Origin of the sequence: Bifidobacterium criceti, from assembly GCF_002286935.1 — a bacterium.
GTDB classification, from domain to species: domain Bacteria; phylum Actinomycetota; class Actinomycetes; order Actinomycetales; family Bifidobacteriaceae; genus Bifidobacterium; species Bifidobacterium criceti.
Window position 1 is genome coordinate 35,840 of the sequence record NZ_MVOH01000008.1, and the last position, 15,930, is coordinate 51,769.

The window sequence follows — 15,930 nt, forward strand, 5'->3', positions numbered from 1 at the left end:
GCGCCCTCGTCTGTTGTGCCGTGCCGTCACATGTCAGTGCTGGTCATGGCCGTCTCCATTCCCTCCCGATTCGGAAGGCGATGACGACGACGAACTCGACGGCGACGGCGATGGCTCGGCCTTCTTCGTCTTCACCGTGATTTCGGAGCCTTTGTCGACGTCGGTTCCGGATGCGGGGCTGATCGATTCGACGGTCGCATTGTCCGACGAGTCGCCATCCACCTTGACGGTGAGCCCGGCGCCTTCGATCGCGGCGCGTGCGTTCGCGAGCGAGTCGCCGGCGTTGATCGTCGGTACCTTGACCTGTTCGCGTCCCGTCGACACCCAGATCGTGATCGCGCTGTCCTGTTCGACCGATGTGCCGACTTCAGGCGAGACGCGGATGACGGAGCCTTTGTCGACCGTATCCGACGATTCCTGCATGACCGTGACCGTCAATCCCATCTCGGAGAGCGCGGAGATTGCCTGATCCTGAGGTTTGCCGATGATGCCGTCCGGGACTTTCGTCATGCCCGACGACACCCACAGGCTGATTGTCGAACCTTTGAGCTGTGACGTACCGTACGCGGGGTCGGTGCGTGTCACATGGTCTTTCGCGATCGTCGGACTGTCTTCGGTCTGCACACTCGAATTGACAACGAATCCGGCGTCTTCGAGCGTCTGCCGCGCCGAGTCCTGCGTGTATCCCGTCACATCCGGTATCTTGATCGACCTCGGACCTGTCGAGAACCACACTTCGACGGTGCTGCCTTCGGCGACGCGCTTGCCGCCCGCGGGACTCTGCTTCGTGAACATGCCTTCCGGTTTCGTCGAATCGGCGTCCTGTTTGACGGTGATGTTGAGTCCCAAGTCGCTTAGCTGCTTGCGCGCGCGTGCTTCGGTCGTCGATTCGCTGAACGTCGGCACCGTCACATATTTCGTCGCATTGCGCGCGTGGTCCCACCACAACCATCCGCCAATCGCGATCGCGAGGATGATGACGGCGGTCGCGACCGACGCGATGATGACGTTGCGCTTGTGCTTCTTCTTCGCGAGTTCGGCGCGGCGGTCCGCACGTGTCTTGAGCGTACCCGTCGTGCCATCCGGATTGACCTGTTCGAACTGCCCAGTCGTCGGGTTGAACACCTGCGTCGCCGGCCCCTGTTGGACCGTCACCGGCTGCGTGGGGCCAGGCTGGGTCTTCGTCGCCGACAGGTCGGCGAGCGGATTGAACGCGGTCGCGACCGGCGTGCCGCCGTTCATGAACGCGACGATGTCGTTCTTGAATTCGGCGGCCGTCGCGTAGCGGTTCTGGCGGTCCTTCGCCATTGCCTTCGCGCATATCGAATCCCATGCGACCGGCAGGCCCGGTACGATCGCGCTTGGGCGCACGGCCACTTCGGAGACATGCTGGTACGCGATCGCGACGGCCGAGTCGCCGGTGAACGGCGGACGTCCTGTGAGCATCTCGTAAAGCACGCAGCCGGCCGAATACAGGTCGGAGCGCATGTCGACGCTCTCGCCGCGCGCCTGCTCGGGGGAGAGGTACTGCGCGGTGCCGACGACGCCCTGCGATTTCGTCATCGTCGTCGCCGAATCGTCGAGCGCGCGCGCGATGCCGAAGTCCATGACCTTGACGATGCCCTGTTCGGAGATCATGATGTTGCCGGGCTTGATGTCGCGGTGGATGATGCCCATCCGGTGCGAGTATTCGAGCGCGCTGAGCACGCCGATCATGACATGCTCGGCGTCGCGCTGCGAAAGCGGCCCGTTCGCCTTGATGATGTCCCTGAGCGTCTGCCCTTTGACGTATTCCATGACGAGGTACGGCAGATGTTCGGTCTGGCCGTTCTCGAGCGTGATGACCTCTTCGCCCGAATCGTAGATGTTGACGATGTTCGGGTTGTTCATCTGCGCGACCGAATGCGCCTCGCGGCGGAACCGTGTCAGGAAGATCTCGTCATGGGCGAGGTCCGGGCGCATGATCTTGATCGCGACGGTACGGCCGAGCCTCGTATCCACAGCCACATGGACCTCGGCCATGCCGCCGCGCCCGATGAGCTGGCCGAGCTGGTAGCGGCCGCCATCCAACGTTGTGGGCATGCTACTCATTGCTGCTCCTTCCGCCTTGTCCCGCGAAATGGTTGTCATGTGCGGAACCCGTCTGCGCGCGCTGCGCGAACGGCTGAATCGTATTGGTTGCCGGATCGTGGTGCGGCGCGCTCGTCACTCGGCGCGGCACGCGTTTTCCGGAAGTGATCATCGTCGCGTCGACTGCGCTCGTCTGCTGGTCGAGGAGCCTGCGCTCGATGCGCGACAGCACACGGGCGACGGTGAGCGCGTCCTGTGGCCGGTCGAGCGGGTCCTTCGCGAGCATCGACATGACGAATTGCGAGAGCTGGAAATCGACGTTCGCCGGCAGCGGCGGCACCGGGTTGTTGACGTGCGCCGCCGCGATGTCGACGGGCGTCGCGCCGGTGAACGGACGGTGGCCGCACAGGCCTTCGTACGCGACGACGCCGAGCGAATAGATGTCGGATTGCGGCGTCGCATGCTGGCCCTGCGCCTGTTCGGGCGAGATGTATTGGGCCGTGCCGACGACCATGCCGTCCTGCGTGATCTGCTCCTGGTTCGTCGAATAGGAGACACCGAAATCGGTGATCTTGACTTCGCCGTTGGAGGAGACCATGATGTTCGCCGGTTTGACGTCGCGGTGGATCACGCCGTGCGAATGCGCGACGAACAGGCCGCGCGCCGTCTGCACGAGGATCGGCAGCAGCTGCGTCGGCTCCATCGGGCCGTTGATCTCATGGAAGAGGTCGGCGAGCGACTTGCTCGGCACGTATTCCATGATGAGGAAGCCGATGCCGTCATGCTCGTAGTATTCGAACAGCGCGGCGATGTTGGGGTGGGCGAGGTTCGCCGAATTGCGTGCCTCGGCGCGCAGCCTGCGCAGCTTCGACTCCTGGTTCGTCGTGTCGGTGCGCAGCGCCTTGATCGCGACGGGACGGCCGAGCTGGATGTCGTAGCCTTTCCAGACTTCGCCCATGCCGCCTTGTGCGAGACGCGAATCGAGGCGGTACCGCCGGTGAATGAGCTGTCCTTCGATGAGTCTCATTGGGTTAGCGCCTCCTTCATTACTGCCGTCATGACCGGTCCTGCCGCGAACGAGCCATAGAGGTCCACATTGTGTACGACGACCGCGACGGCGATCTTCGGATCGTCGGCCGGTGCGAAGCCGATGACCCAGCCGTCGATCGCGCTGTTGTCGGCGCCGATCTGCGCGGTGCCGGTCTTCGCGGCGACGCGGATGCCGGGGATCTCGAGGTTCGTGTTCTCGTCGGTGACGACGGCCTCCATGCCTTCCGTGAGCTGTTTCGCCGTGTCCTCGCTGAACGCGGTGCTCATGACTTGCGGCTTCGTGTCCGGCAGGACCGAGAGGTCACTGAAGCGCACACGGTCGACGAGTGTCGGTTTCATGACCTTGCCGTGGTTCGCGACGGCCGCGGCGACCATCGCATTCTGCAACGGCGTGACGACGGTGTCGCCCTGTCCTATCGACGCCAATGCGAGGCGGTCGGGCGTGACCTGCTGCGGGAAGCGTGATGCGACCGCGCGCATCGGCGTGCCGTCGGCATCGGTTCCGTCGATCGTGATCGTCGAATCGAACCCGAGCTTCTTCGCCATGTCGGAGACGGTGTCATCGCCGAGCGCGACGCCGAGCTGCGAGAACGCCGTGTTCGACGAATACGCCATCGCGTCCTTGAGCGTTATCTTGCCGTCGATGCCGTTGCCGGCTATCGTCGAGTTCGTCAGGTCGGTCTGCGTGCCGGGGAGCGTGTAGGTCGCGCCCGCGGGAATCTCCGAATTGATGTTGTATGTGCCGGATTCGATCGCGGCGGCCGCGACGACCGTCTTGAACGTCGATCCGGGCGGATACAGCTGGCTCGTCGCGCGGTTGATCATCGGGCTTGACGGGCCTTGGCTCAATTCGGCGTAGTTCTTGTTCGCTGTGCCGCCGTCATGTGACGCGAGCAGGTTCGGGTCATAGCTCGGTTTGCTCACCATCGCGAGGATGCGCCCGGTGCTTGGCTCGATCGCGACGACGGCGCCATCGTCTTCGCCGAGTGCATCATAGGCGACCTTCTGCAGCTTTGTGTCGATCGATGTCTCGATCGAGGCGCCACGGTTCTCCTCGCCGGTGAACAGGCCTTTGAGCCGCTGCCAGAACATCGCGTCGGACTCGCCCGTCAGCAGCGTGTCTTCGGACGCCTCGATGCCACGGTCGGCTTTCTGCGTGACCGAGAAATAGCCGGTCACCGGCGCGTAGAGCTCGCCGTCGGCGTATGAGCGCTGGTATTTGTATTCGTCCTGCGACGCATCCGATTTCGCGAGGATCGTGCCGTCGGACGCGAGGATCGCGCCGCGCGCCGCGCTGTTCGTGTAATACAGCGTGCGCACGTTGCGCGAATCGCCTGCGAGCGCGTTCGAGCGGACCGTCATGATGATCGACGACGAGATGCCGAGGATGACGAACAGCACGAGGACGGCCGTGAACAGTTGCCGCAATGTCTTGTTCATCGGACCGCACCTCCCTCGTGGGTGTCGTCGATCGCCGCGGTGGCGTCCGCAGGCTGCCGCAGATTGACGTAGGAATGGGTGTTGACCGGTGCGACGATCTGTGTGACGGGGCCGTCATCGCCCGTGCCGGCGCCGTCGTCCGTTCCTGTGCCGCCGGTGTTCGCGGTGCCGCGCGTCGTGCGGTGTGCGGATGCCGCGGCCTGCTGCCGCACGCGCAGCACGGAGAGCGCCTCCATGCGGAACGTGTCGCTCAATTCGTCCGATTGCGGCTTGTTCGCAGCGTTCGAGATGATGATGAGCAGTGCGGCGAGGATGTAGTTCGCGATGAGCGACGAGCCGCCGGCCGCCATATACGGCATCGTCAGGCCGGTGAGGGGGATGACGAGCGTGATGCCGCCGACGACGGTGAACACCTGGAACGCCATCGTGAACACGAGTCCCGAGGACAATAGCTTGCCGAAGCCGTCCTTGATCTTCATCGCGATGATCATGCCCGCCGCGATGATGAGCAGATACAGCATGAGGACGGCGAAGAGGCCGACGAGACCGAGTTCCTCGCCCGTCGACGCATAGATGAAGTCGGAGTTCGCGAGCGGTGTGACGGTCGGGTACCCCTGGCCGAGGCCGGTGCCCAGAAGTCCGCCTGACGCGAGGCCGAACAGGCCCTGCACGATCTGGCTCGACCCTCCCGGGTACCGGCGGTAGATCTCCGGGTCGAAGGGGTGCAGCCATGCGTCGACACGGTAGCCGACATGCGCGAAGATGTGCGCGGCGGCGACGCATCCGGCCGCGAACGCGAGGAAGCCGATGATGACCCAGCTCACGCGTCCGGTCGCGACATACAGCATCGCGACGAACATCGCGAAGAACATGAGCGAGGTGCCGAGGTCATGCTGGAGGACGAGCACACCCATCGACGCGACCCAGACGATGATGATCGGGCCGAGGTCCTTGAGGCGCGGCAGCTGGAGCGGGCCGAGCTTCTTGCCGCCGACGGCGAGCTGGTCGCGGTGGTTGAACAGATAGGACGCGAAGAAGAACGCGAGGAACAGCTTCGCGAATTCGCCCGGCTGGAGCGAGTAGGGGCCGATGCCGATCCAGATGCGCGCGCCGCCGATCTCGCGGCCGAGGCCGGGGATCATCGGCGAGAGCAGCAGTGCGAGGCCGATGACCATGCTCACGTAGGAGAAGCGCCGCAGCACGCGGTAGTCGCGCATGAACACGAACAGCAGGTCGCAGCATACGAGCGCGATGCACAGCCAGATCATCTGCCGCGTCGCGACATGCGCGTCCAATGCCGCGTCGATGCGCGCGATCATCAGGATGCCTATCGACGTGAGCATGAGCACGCACGCCATGATCGATTGGTTCGCGTACGGCTGGAATTTGCAGATGAGCGCCCATGTGACGATGAACAGCACGGCGATGACGCCGATGAGCACGAGCGCGGTCATCGGAGGCTGTCCCTCGGTGCGTGCGAACATCTGGAAAACGCCGATGGCCGTGATGACGAACGCGAAGAGGATCTGCAGCAGATAGCGTATCCGGGTCTTCGTCACTTCGTGTCCTTCTTCTCATCCGATGATGACGACGATGCCGATGCCGACGGGCTTGGGCTTGCGTCCGCGCCCTTCTTCGTGTCGTCTTTCTTCTGCGCGTCGTCCTGCTTGGTGTCGTCCTTCTTCTGGTTCGCCGCCTTCCTGCGTTCCTCCTCTTCCTTCTGCTGCCGTTTCGTCTTCTCGAGTTCCTGTTCGATCTGTTCCGCCTTCGCGACGGCGGCGTCGTAGTCGTCGACGTTGATGCCGTTTTCGAGCTGTTCCTGCCATCCTTCCGGCAGTTCGTCGAAGTTCAGGTCCGTCCGTTCGACCGGATGCGACAGTTTGATGCCGAAGATGTCGGTCGGCACACCTTGGTAGATCGCGACCGCGTCGCCGTCCTTCGCGAGAAAGTACTGCCGTTGGCTCCACATGTACGCGCCGCCCGCGAGCCCGCACAACGCGAGCACGGCGAGCGCGGCGACGACGACCGCCGCGACGCGTCCGCGGAAGCGCCTCGAGCGCGCCTGTTTCTTCTGTTCGAGTTGTTTGTCGTGGATCGCCTTCGCGACTTCGGGGTCGTTCGGGTCGGCGCTGTAGCGGCCGTTGCTTTTGCGGACGACGGGGATCTCCCCAGTGTCCAGGTCCTGCAGTTCGCCGGTTTCCTCACGTACTTCGCTTGTGTGGCCGACGGCCGGCTTCGCCGGCTTGTCGGCGTCGACATTGTCGTCGTCCGCTGGGCGTGACTGGATGAGCGCGGCCGCGCGTTCCGCCGGTGAGGATTTCGCGATGAGTGCGGGCGCCGCCGCGACGGGTTCGTTGACGATGTCGGCGATCGCGTCGAGCGATGCGCTCGCCGCGCCGCCGATGAGCGGCGTCTGGTGGGGGACGTCGAACGCGTCCGCGTTGAGTGCGAGCGTCGCGTCCGATATGACGGCCGTCACGTTGTCGGTGCTGCCGGCGCGCAGCGCCATCGAGACGAGCCGTTGTACGCATTCCTCGGGGTCGGTCGACGCGAGCATCGTCTCTTCGATCGTCGAGTCCTCGAGGACACCGCACAGGCCGTCCGAACACAGCAGCAGGCGGTCGCCGGGGTGTGCGACGCGGATCGAGATGTCGGGGCGTGCGTCGATGTCGAAGTCGCCGAGCACGCGCATGACGACGTTGCGCTGTGGATGGTTGCGCGCTTCGGATTCGCTTATGCGTTTCGTGTCGATGAGGTGCTGGACGTAGCTGTGGTCGCTTGTCAGGCGCATGAGCGCGCCGTCGCGCAGCAGATAGGCGCGCGAGTCGCCGATGTGCGCGAGCACCCAGTAGCCGGAGACGAGTGTGATTGCCGTGATCGTTGTGCCCATGCCCGCGAGTTTGCGTTCGCGTTTCGCTTTGCCGACGATCGCGTCGTGCGCGGCGAGCGTTGACGTCTCCATGATCGATGTCGCGCGTGCGACGTCGCCGCCCGCGCTGTCCTTTTCGATGTGCGCGAGCGAACGCACCGCGATCGTCGACGCGGTGTCGCCTCCAGCGTGGCCGCCCATGCCGTCGCATATCGCGACGAGGTGCTCGCCCGCGAACGACGAGTCCTGGTTGTTGGAACGCACGGTGCCGACGTCGGAGACGGTCGTGGAATACATGTACAGCATGCTGTGCTCTGCAGTGGTCATCGGCTCACCTCAGTTCGAAGGTGGTCGCACCGATGCGTACGGGCATGCGTGGCGCGAGGAGCGTGGGTGCGGTGATACGCTGCTGGTTGACCACGGTTCCGTTCGTGCTGTGCAGGTCCTCGATGGCCCACTGGTGCGATCGTTCGTCAGGATAGACGCGGGCGTGGTGCGACGAGACGAATTCGTCGTCGAGCACGACGGTGTTCGATGCGGCGCGCCCAAGCGTGATGACGGAGGAGTTCAACGGCACGGATGTGCCGGCGAGTGGCCCGTCGATGATGACGAGGAGCGTCGGCTGCTTGTCCGCCGCGTTCGTGACGGGCATCGCGCCCGTCGTCGGATGGTTCGGCGTCGAAGGCGCGGGCGTCGCCGCGACCGGTACGTCGGCCTTCTTGCGGACCTCACGTTCCTTCTTGCGGCGTGCGCGCGACTTGCGGGGGCTGTAGGAGGCGACGTCACGGTAGAGCGACCGTGCGATCGACCATACGAACAGCCACAGCAGGATGAGGAACGCGTATTTCAGTACCGCGAAAGTCAGTTCGGTAATCATAACGGCAATCGGTGTCCCGGTTTACTCCTGGTCCTGTGAGGACGCCCAGTACAGGATGCGCGTGCGCCCGATCGTGATCGTGTTCCCATCGAGGAGTGTCGCCGCCGGCACCTGGTGGCCTTCGACGTAGGTGCCGTTCGTCGAGCCGAGGTCGCGCGCGATGACGCCGTTGTCGGTGATGTCGATCTCCAGATGCTTGCGGGAGATGCCGGGATCGTCGATGACGATGTCGCAGCCGGAGCCTCGTCCGATGATGGTCTTGCTCTTCGTGAGCAGGTACTGGCTGTTGTTCACTTCGAGCATCGGGCAGTCCTCGGCCTGCGCGTCGGTCGTGACCGGGACGGCGTTGCCCTGCACCGATTCGCTCGTGAGCTTGAAATTGCCTTTCGACAGTTCGAGGTCCTCCTCGAACACGACGACGACGGGGCCTACGAACGCGTAATGCTGGCTTTTCGCGTACTTCGTGAGGTTGTCCGCGAGTTCGTTCGCGAGCGCTTCCGAACCCCACTGTTCGATGCGGTCAAAGTCGGGGGTGCTCAGCTTGAAGCGATACTCGTTCGGCGCGACCGTACGTTCGCGGCCGACTGGCATCGCCGATTCGTCGATTTCCCGCTCGAGCGCGCTCGTCAGATCGACGGGTTGCAGGTCCTTGGAGCCGAATTTCGCGAACACTCCGTTGACCGCGCCTTCGACGCTTTTCTCAAAACGGTCAAGAACGCTCATGGTAGTCCCTTTCTTTTCCTGTCCCATCCTACGCTTGGTCGCGAACCGCGCCGGCTTTTGCGCTTACCGGACGAACGCGACCCACGTGGGACGTCGCCGTGGACAGCGCGCATGCCGCCTCGCGTGCGGCATGCGCCACCTATGACTCATGGTATATGAAATACGTCTGTCCATCCTTTATACGCGATGACCTCAACCTCAGTACGGACGCGGATGTGAGACGGGTGCGCGGCGCGCGTTCAGCGAACGCGCAGGCTCGCGGTGCTAGCGTAATGCGGTATGACGCAAACCACTGTGCACACGAACGGTCCCATTGATGTGAACAATTCAGGGACGCTTCCCACAACCGACCCTTCGATTCCCGATTACGCGGGCGCGAAGGCGCGCACGCTGCGCTTCAGCTGCGGCGCCCCGCGCAACGCCCATCTGCTTGGCGACGGCGCACGCATGCTGTTCCTGCGTTCGGATGGCGCCGAAGACACCGTCACCTCGTTGTGGATGGGCACCGCGGATGGTGAGGAGACGCTCATCGCCGATCCGCGCGCATTGCTCACCGACGCCGACGCCGAGGATGTGCCCGCCGAGGAGCGCGCACGCCGCGAACGCGCGCGCGAAGGCGGCAGCGGCATCGTCTCGTATTCGGTCGACGCCGCGGGCACGGTCGTCGTCTTCACGATGAATGACGAATTGTTCGTGTCGACGCTTGACGGCGAACGTGCGGCGGCGGACACGAGCACGCTTGACGTGCATCTCGCCGACGGCGGCGACGAACCGCTGCGCCCGGTCCTCAACCCGCGCGTGAGCCCGGATGGCACGCGCATTGCCTATTCGACCGGTGCGGCCGTCATCGTCGTCGACGCCGCAAGCGGCGATGCGGGCGTCGCGTTCGCCGTGCCACACGGCGAACGCGCGACGATGCGGGCGGGCATCGCCGAATTCGCGGCGGCCGAGGAAATGGACCGCTACGACGGCTTCTGGTGGGGGCCCGACTCACATACGCTCCTCGTCGAATGCTTCGACGCATCGCCCGAACCACTGTGGACGATAAGCGACCCCGCGAACCCGGAACGCCGCGGATTCGACCACCGCTATCCGCGCGCGCTCACGCACAACGCCGTCGTCGACCTCTACGCCGTGCATTTGTCCGATGATCGTCTGCACGCCGCGCACAAGGCAATCGTCGATTGGGACGAGGAAACCTACGAATACCTTGCCGTCGTGCGGTGGACGACCGGACACATGCCGCTTCTGCGCGTCCTCGACCGTCTCCAGCAGCACGAGCAGATCCTGCGCGTCGACATGCCGAAGGAACAGGATTGGAAGGACTATGCGACGGTCGAGGATGGCGTCGTGCCGCTCATGCCCGTCACCGTCCTCGAAACGCATGCGAACAGCCAATGGATCGACCTCATTCCCGGCACACCCGTCTACACCCCGTCGGGTGCGCTCATCTGCTCGCTCAACGACATGGACACCGACACGAACCGGCTCACCGTGGATGGCCGCGCGTTCACACCCGTCGGCTGGCAGGTGCGCGAAGTGCTCGACGCGGACGACGAAACGGTCATGTGCGTCGTGCAACGCACGCCCGAAGCCGCGCCCGACGTGCCGAAACAGTGGACGGCGACGGCGGACGACCATGATGCGCGCAGCTTCGACGTCGTCGCGTTCGACTACGGCGGCGGCGTCTACCCGGTCACCGACGAACCGGGCGTATGGTGCGCGACGCGCGCCGGCGACGGCCTCGTCGTCACCGGAAGGGACATGGCCGACCCACGCGCGCAGATGACGCACTACTACCGTGGCGAGGCCGTCGCCGTCGCGAACAACGCGGCGACGCCCGGACTCGATATCAACGTGCGTTTTGTGCGCCTCGGGGAACGCGCGCTGCACGCGGCGATCGTCGCGCCGACAGGCGCCGCATACGCCGACGCGGAGTCGCTGCCGGTCCTCATGCACCCCTACGGCGGCCCCGGATTCCAAGAGGTCACGTTGAGCCAATCAGCGTATTGGGATGCGCAATGGTGGGCGGAACAGGGATACCTCGTCGTCATCGCGGACGGACGTGGCACGACGGGACGCGGACCGTCATGGGACCGCGACGTGTACAAGGAGATGAAACGCGTCACACTCGAAGACCAGGTCGACGCCGTGCACGCGCTCGCCGACGCCGTCGCGCGCATCAACGACGCGGCCGCATACGGCAGGCACGCGTCGGGCGCACGCGCGCACGTGCTGCCGCAGCCGGAACTCGACCGCGTCGCGATGATCGGCTGGTCGTATGGCGGCTTCCTGTCCGCACTCGCCGTGCTCGACGCCCCGGAGACGTTCGCGGCGGCATGCGCGGGCGCGCCGCCGACCGATTGGACGCTCTATGACACGTGCTACACCGAGCGTTTCCTCGGCCTCGACGAAGCCGACTACGCGCGCAACAGCATCATCGCCGACGCGCCCGCGCTCAGACGCCCGCTCATGCTCATCCACGGCTTCGCCGACGACAACGTGACGATCGCGCATTCGCTGCGCCTGAGCCAGACGCTCATGGCCGCGGGGCGCGACCACACGTTCCTGCCGCTCACCGGCATCACGCATATGACGAACGACCCGACCGTCGCACGCAACCTGCTTGTGCTGCAGCGCGATTTCCTCGCCCGCGCGCTCAAACGCTGAGCGTCAGCGCTTGGCGCCGTAGATGCCGTTCGCGATCTCCTTCGCGAAGACCTCGTTGACCTTCGGGCGCACGACCTTCATCGACGGCGTCAGGCACTTGTTGTCCTGCGAGAACGCAACCGGCAGCACAATGAACTTGCGCACCGACTCGGCGCGCGAGACCTCGGCGTTCGCGCGGTCGACATACTGCTGGATTTCGGCCGCGACCTCGGGCAGGCCGGCCGCTTGCTCGACCGTCAGGTCGGCGGGCAGCTTCTGCGTCGGCAGCCAGCTCGCGAGGCCCTCCTGATCGAGCGTGACGACGGCGCCGACGAACGGGCGGTTGTCGCCGACGACGACGGCATGCTCGACGATCGGGCACGTCGCGATCTCCTGCTCCATCGGGATCGGCGCGACGTTCTTGCCGCCGGCCGTGATGATGATGTCCTTCGCGCGCCCCGTCAACGTGATGTGGCCTTCGTCGTCGATCGTCGCGAGATCGCCCGTCCTGAGCCAGCCGTCAGCGGCGAAGGTCTCCTTCGTCTTCTCGGGGAGGTGGTGGTAGCCGCGGAAGACGTTCTGGCCCTTGACCTCGAGTTCGCCCGTCGCCGAGACACGCACCGACGAGCCGGGCACCGGCTGGCCGACGGTGCCGATGACATTGTCATGCACACGCGTGAACGCGAACGGCGCGGCCGTCTCCGTCAGGCCATAGCCCTGGATCATCGTCAGGCCGATGCCGTTGAAGAACGTCGCAAGACGGCGGTCAAGCGGCGCGCCGCCACATGCGAGGTACTTGATGCGCGGGCCGAACGCGCCGCGGATCGAGCTGTAGACGAGGCGTTCGTAGAGCGCATGCTCCGCACGTTGCTTCGCGTCCGGTTTGATGCCCTGCTGCTCCATCTCGGTCCATGCGCGCGCCGCCTCGGCGGCCTTCGCGAAGATGCGGCCCTTGAAACCGGTGCCGGCCTTGCGCGATGCCGCATTGTAGACCTTCTCGAACACGCGCGGGACTGACAGCACGAACGTCGGCTCGAAGACCTGCATGTCATGCGGCAACGTCTTCGTGCTCGGCAGATAGCCGATGACACCCGCGTCGGACGTGAACACGAAATACTGGATGAAACGCGCGAAGCAGTGCGCGAGCGGCAGGAACAGCAGCAGTCGCGCATTGCCTTCGAGCATCTCGGGGACGCATTCGGCGGCCGCGCGCGTGATGCTCACGAAATTGCGGTGTGTGAGCTCGGCGCCTTTCGGCGCGCCCGTCGAACCCGACGTATAGACGATCGTCGCGAGGTCGTCGGCCGTGACGCTCGCGATGCGCTCGTCGAGCTCCTCATCGGAGACCATGACACCAAGCCCCTTGAGCGCCGCGACCGCATCCGCGTCGAGCATGAGGATGCGTTCGAGCGTCGGGCAATGGTCGAAGACCGAATCAAGACGGTCGAAACGTTCCTGGTTGTCGGCGATCGCGAGCTTGACATCGGAATCGTTGAGGATGCGTTCGGCCTGGATCGACGAATCGGTGTCATAGATCGGCACCGTCACCGCACCGACGGCGGCGAGCGCGAAATCCAACAGGCCCCATTCGACGCGCGTCGCTGAGAAGATCGTCACCGCGTCGCCCTTCGCGATGCCAAACTGGATGAGCCCCTTCGCGATCGCGCGGACCTCGGCGTCGAACTCACCGACGGTGAGCTTGCTCCACGTCCCGTCGGGCTCCTTGTTCTCAGTGAGCGGCGAATCGGCGCCCGAACGCTCAAGGCGGTCGGTCAGCAGTGTATAGATCGTTTCGTTGTCGCGGACGGTGAGCGCATGGCCCGGCGTCGTATACTCGGTGAGCATCGGAAATCCTTCGTAATCATCCTCTTGCGGCGGCCACGGACAGGCCGCCCCCGCCATCTTACGGAACCGTAGGGAACGCGTACCTCGTACGAATCGACAACACACGCCGGCCAGGTTTTGTAGGGAACGCACAACCGCGCGTCCCGACGGTGCGTCGAGCGCGCGGCCCACGGCCGATAGCGCGGCGGCGTCCTAGGATGGTCGGTATGGAAATCGCGATGGTTGATGAACGGCACGTGCAGCAGGCGATGGCGAAGACGGCGCTGCCCGCGATCGGCACGTGCGCGCACGACGGATACCTCGAACCGGCGCGCAAGGATTGGGAAGGGCACCCGTTGCCGCGTCTCGCCGAAGCCGGCAGATTGCACTACGTGTGCTACGACGTGCACGAATTCCAAAGACTCGGTGTGCCGGGCACGGCGCGCGGCGACCACGGCGCCGTCGTATTCTCGCATGGCTTCAGCGAATTCGCGGCGAAATACGGGGAGATGGTGTGGTACTTCCTGCTCGCCGGGTTCTCGGTATGCGTCCTCGAGCACCGCGGGCACGGGTATTCGGCGCGCGACGTCGCCGACGACGAAATCGTCTATATCGACGATTGGCGGCGCTACGTCGCCGATCTGGAGAAGTTCACGAGAAAGGTCGCGCGCGCGTATGCGCACGGCGGGCAGCTCGCGTTGTTCGCGCATTCGATGGGAGGCGGCATCGCCGCGGCGATGCTCGAACGGTACCCGAACGCCGTCGACCGCGCCGTATTGTCCTCACCGATGATCAAAGCGAACACGGGCGCGCCGAACTGGCTCGCGGCGACCGTATGCGGCGCGGCGTGCGACCTCGGGCACGCGAAGGCGATGGCGCCCGGACAGCACCGCTTCACGCCGGTGATCGATGGGAAGGACCACGAGGGGGCGTGCCCCGCGCGCATCGAATGGTATACGAAACTGCGCGTCGCGAACACGCACTACCAGACGTGCCCGGCCTCGAACGCGTGGGTGCGCGAGGCGGTGCGCATCTCGCACGCGATACTGCGTGAACGGATGTGCGAACGCATCGACGTGCCGGTCCTGATGTTCCAGGCGGGCAACGACCACTGGGTCAGCAACGCGGCCGAAGACGTCTTCGCCGAGCTCGTCGGACGTGACGGCGGCGACATCAGCGTCGAACGCGTCCCCGGATCGGTCCACGAGATCTTCTCGATGCCGAACGCCGTCGTCGCACCGTATCTGCAACGCATCTTCCGGTGGCTGCAGTCGGCCGAACCGGTCACGGTGCTGCCGTAGCGTGTATGCGGAACCGTCATGCGTGAGAATCGCGCGAAACCACCCATATGCGCTGATACACACGTCGTCATCGTGACGGCGACAACAGAAGAGAAGAGACCGGCAGCGGAAGGAACGAGGGCGCAGTGACGCAGAAGGACGTGCAGGACCTGATCGAACGGTCGGCGAATGAGGAAAAGTCGGACGCGGCGCAGACGCTCGCGGACGAGACAGTCGCGGACCAGTCACTCGAACAGACCCCCAAGCGCATGATGTCGGGCATCTTCTGCACCCTGCTCGGCGGCACGTTGTGGGGAATCAACGGATCGGTATCGAAGATCCTGATGGAGCAGTACCAGATGACACCGCTGTGGCTCGCATGTGTCAGGGAGATCGTCGCAGGACTCATCTTCCTCGCGTGCGCGGCGGTCGGTTCGCGGCGCGCGCTCGTCGCGGCCTTCACAAGCATACGCGAATACCCGATGTACCTGTTCACGGCGCTCACATGCGTCACACTCGTGCAGGTCGCGTACCTGTTCTCGATCCACTGGACGAACGCGGGCACGGCGACGGTGCTGCAGACCGTGAACCTGCTCATGGTGCTCGCGTACGTGTGCATACGAGGGAAGCGCAAACCGAGCGTCAAGGAAATCGTTGGCGTGACGCTCGCGTTCGCGGGCGTGTGGCTCCTCGCGACAGGAGGGAAGGTGAGTTCGCTCTCACTGCCGCTTCCGGGGCTGCTGTGGGGACTCGCGGACGCGTTCTCGTGCGCGTGCCTCGCGATAGTACCGGTCATGCTCATCGCGAAGTACGGGAACTTCGTCGTCAACGGCATCACGTTCTTGCTGTCGGGGCTGTTGCTCACGCCGTTCGTGCAACCATGGAAGAACGCACCGCAGCTCGATGCGCGCGGCTGGGGATTGCTCGCGTTCACGATCGTCGTCGGCACATTCGTCGCGTTCTGGCTGTACATGGCGGGCGTCGTACGCATCGGTTCGATGCGCGCGACGATGCTCGGCACGATCGAACCGGTCATGGCGACGATCACGGCCGTCATGTGGACCGGCGCCGTGTTCACGAACACCGACCTCATCGGCTTCGCGCTCATCATTGCGATGTCGTTCCTCGTGCGCTGACATGTGCGTGAG

11 protein-coding genes are annotated in these 15,930 nt (G+C 64.7%); 3 read left to right on the forward strand and 8 right to left on the reverse strand.

Features of this window, described 5'->3' with window-relative positions; genetic code table 11:
- Positions 1 to 33: 33 nt before the first annotated feature.
- Genes pknB through B1526_RS04415 form a run of 7 tightly spaced genes read right to left on the reverse strand, consistent with a single transcriptional unit; the run spans position 34 to position 9,029 of the window.
- Positions 34 to 2,091, reverse strand: a complete 2,058-nt coding sequence (gene pknB, locus B1526_RS04385; protein ID WP_095614877.1) for a Stk1 family PASTA domain-containing Ser/Thr kinase — start codon at positions 2,089 to 2,091, stop codon at positions 34 to 36.
- A complete protein-coding gene (locus B1526_RS04390; protein ID WP_095614878.1) occupies positions 2,084 to 3,097 on the reverse strand; it encodes a serine/threonine-protein kinase in 1,014 nt (337 codons plus the stop codon). The genes pknB and B1526_RS04390 overlap by 8 nt, the downstream gene beginning before the upstream one ends.
- Entirely contained in the window at positions 3,094 to 4,560 is a 1,467-nt protein-coding gene (locus B1526_RS04395; RefSeq protein ID WP_095614879.1) for a peptidoglycan D,D-transpeptidase FtsI family protein, read from the reverse strand. The genes B1526_RS04390 and B1526_RS04395 overlap by 4 nt, the downstream gene beginning before the upstream one ends.
- A complete protein-coding gene (locus B1526_RS04400) occupies positions 4,557 to 6,119 on the reverse strand; it encodes an FtsW/RodA/SpoVE family cell cycle protein (protein WP_235607029.1) in 1,563 nt (520 codons plus the stop codon). Before B1526_RS04400 ends, B1526_RS04395 begins: the two co-directional genes overlap by 4 nt.
- Entirely contained in the window at positions 6,116 to 7,756 is a 1,641-nt protein-coding gene (locus tag B1526_RS04405; protein WP_162287936.1) for a PP2C family protein-serine/threonine phosphatase, read from the reverse strand. Before B1526_RS04405 ends, B1526_RS04400 begins: the two co-directional genes overlap by 4 nt.
- A gap of 4 nt (positions 7,757 to 7,760) precedes the next feature.
- Complete coding sequence (locus tag B1526_RS04410; RefSeq protein ID WP_095614880.1) at positions 7,761 to 8,306, reverse strand: FHA domain-containing protein FhaB/FipA; 546 nt, start codon at positions 8,304 to 8,306, stop codon at positions 7,761 to 7,763.
- Between the two features lie 21 nt (positions 8,307 to 8,327).
- Complete coding sequence (locus B1526_RS04415) at positions 8,328 to 9,029, reverse strand: FhaA domain-containing protein (RefSeq protein WP_024540459.1); 702 nt, start codon at positions 9,027 to 9,029, stop codon at positions 8,328 to 8,330.
- 279 nt (positions 9,030 to 9,308) lie between these two features.
- On the opposite strand from B1526_RS04415, the gene B1526_RS04420 reads away from it, so the two are divergent.
- Positions 9,309 to 11,699 carry a prolyl oligopeptidase family serine peptidase gene (locus tag B1526_RS04420; protein WP_095614881.1) on the forward strand — a complete coding sequence of 797 codons (2,391 nt, stop codon included), beginning with the start codon at positions 9,309 to 9,311 and terminating at the stop codon, positions 11,697 to 11,699.
- A gap of 3 nt (positions 11,700 to 11,702) precedes the next feature.
- Here B1526_RS04420 and B1526_RS04425 read toward each other — a convergent pair whose 3' ends face one another.
- Positions 11,703 to 13,523: an AMP-dependent synthetase/ligase gene (locus B1526_RS04425; protein ID WP_095614882.1), complete on the reverse strand. Its 1,821-nt coding sequence runs from the start codon at positions 13,521 to 13,523 to the stop codon at positions 11,703 to 11,705.
- A 206-nt stretch (positions 13,524 to 13,729) separates the two neighbouring features.
- On the opposite strand from B1526_RS04425, the gene B1526_RS04430 reads away from it, so the two are divergent.
- A complete protein-coding gene (locus tag B1526_RS04430; protein ID WP_095614883.1) occupies positions 13,730 to 14,803 on the forward strand; it encodes an alpha/beta fold hydrolase in 1,074 nt (357 codons plus the stop codon).
- A 125-nt stretch (positions 14,804 to 14,928) separates the two neighbouring features.
- Entirely contained in the window at positions 14,929 to 15,918 is a 990-nt protein-coding gene (locus tag B1526_RS04435) for a DMT family transporter (RefSeq protein ID WP_407640997.1), read from the forward strand.
- The last annotated feature ends 12 nt before the right edge of the window (positions 15,919 to 15,930 follow it).

Bases quoted from the DNA above. Each gene is read 5' to 3' on its own strand.
- pknB (WP_095614877.1), bottom strand. From the start codon at position 2,091: ATGAGTAGCATGCCCACAACGTTGGATGGCGGCCGCTACCAGCTCGGC.
- B1526_RS04390 (WP_095614878.1), bottom strand. From the start codon at position 3,097: ATGAGACTCATCGAAGGACAGCTCATTCACCGGCGGTACCGCCTCGAT.
- B1526_RS04395 (WP_095614879.1), bottom strand. From the start codon at position 4,560: ATGAACAAGACATTGCGGCAACTGTTCACGGCCGTCCTCGTGCTGTTC.
- B1526_RS04405 (WP_162287936.1), bottom strand. From the start codon at position 7,756: ATGACCACTGCAGAGCACAGCATGCTGTACATGTATTCCACGACCGTC.
- B1526_RS04410 (WP_095614880.1), bottom strand. From the start codon at position 8,306: ATGATTACCGAACTGACTTTCGCGGTACTGAAATACGCGTTCCTCATC.
- B1526_RS04415 (WP_024540459.1), bottom strand. From the start codon at position 9,029: ATGAGCGTTCTTGACCGTTTTGAGAAAAGCGTCGAAGGCGCGGTCAAC.
- B1526_RS04420 (WP_095614881.1), top strand. From the start codon at position 9,309: ATGACGCAAACCACTGTGCACACGAACGGTCCCATTGATGTGAACAAT.
- B1526_RS04425 (WP_095614882.1), bottom strand. From the start codon at position 13,523: ATGCTCACCGAGTATACGACGCCGGGCCATGCGCTCACCGTCCGCGAC.
- B1526_RS04430 (WP_095614883.1), top strand. From the start codon at position 13,730: ATGGAAATCGCGATGGTTGATGAACGGCACGTGCAGCAGGCGATGGCG.